This window comes from Vibrio brasiliensis LMG 20546 (genome assembly GCF_000189255.1).
Lineage (GTDB): Bacteria > Pseudomonadota > Gammaproteobacteria > Enterobacterales > Vibrionaceae > Vibrio > Vibrio brasiliensis.
The window spans coordinates 1-867 of record NZ_AEVS01000030.1 but is presented as its reverse complement, the minus strand read 5'-3'; the positions used below and the strand labels follow the sequence as shown (position 1 = coordinate 867).

2 tRNA genes and 1 rRNA gene are annotated in these 867 nt (G+C 48.2%); all 3 read left to right on the top strand.

The features are described from left to right. The first annotated feature begins 70 nt into the window (after positions 1 to 70). The 3 genes from RH46_RS05025 (at position 71) to RH46_RS05015 (ending at position 480) form a co-directional block, all read left to right on the top strand. Positions 71 to 146: transfer RNA gene (locus RH46_RS05025), tRNA-Thr, on the top strand. A gap of 56 nt (positions 147 to 202) precedes the next feature. Beyond that, positions 203 to 318 (top strand): 5S ribosomal RNA (gene rrf, locus RH46_RS05020). A gap of 85 nt (positions 319 to 403) precedes the next feature. Beyond that, a tRNA-Asp gene (locus RH46_RS05015) sits at positions 404 to 480 on the top strand. Positions 481 to 867: the final 387 nt, after the last annotated feature.

The window sequence follows — 867 nt, the reverse complement described above, 5'->3', positions numbered from 1 at the left end:
CAGGCTTTAAATTTATAAGAGAGCCCGTTTGAAAAAACGGGCTTTTTTAGTCCTGAAGGGACATCTTGATGCTGATATAGCTCAGGTGGTAGAGCGCATCCTTGGTAAGGATGAGGTCCCCAGTTCGAGTCTGGGTATCAGCACCATTTACTGTTTGTTTTGAGCTTTGCTTAGAGCTTAAAACAAAATGTAAAGAATTTTACTTGGCGACCATAGCGATTTGGACCCACCTGATTCCATGCCGAACTCAGAAGTGAAACGAATTAGCGCCGATGGTAGTGTGGGGCTTCCCCATGTGAGAGTAGGACATCGCCAGGTTCATTTTCTGTTTTTAGATTTTAGACCTTTTTATTAAGGGAAAGTCTGAAAGCAAAAAACTTAGACTCAAGAGTCTAACCAGTGCGGAGCGGTAGTTCAGTTGGTTAGAATACCGGCCTGTCACGCCGGGGGTCGCGGGTTCGAGTCCCGTCCGCTCCGCCACTTATTCCAGACCTCAGCAGAAATGCTGAGGTCTTTTCGTTTCTATCAGGTTATTTTGCTCTTCGACCAACGAGTCCCGGTTGCCTGCAACCCCAGACTAGGCGTCCCCGCCGTCCGCCATTTACTCAGAAAGCCTAGTCTTACGACTAGGCTTTCGTCGTTTTAAAAGCCCGTAGCTGACGCAACGGGCTTTTTGCGTGTTAGAACGCTTCGCTCCGAGACCGGGCTTCGCCCTGCGAGAATTTAGAACGGACTTCGTCCTTCGAGGTAACTAGAACGCTTCACCTTTCGAGAGGTGGGTGTTGGTCGTTAATTGATGGAATTATTGCTCTTGAAGGTGTTGACAGGATTTGTCCCTGCAAAGAGATAATATTCTCGCCTCTCGCC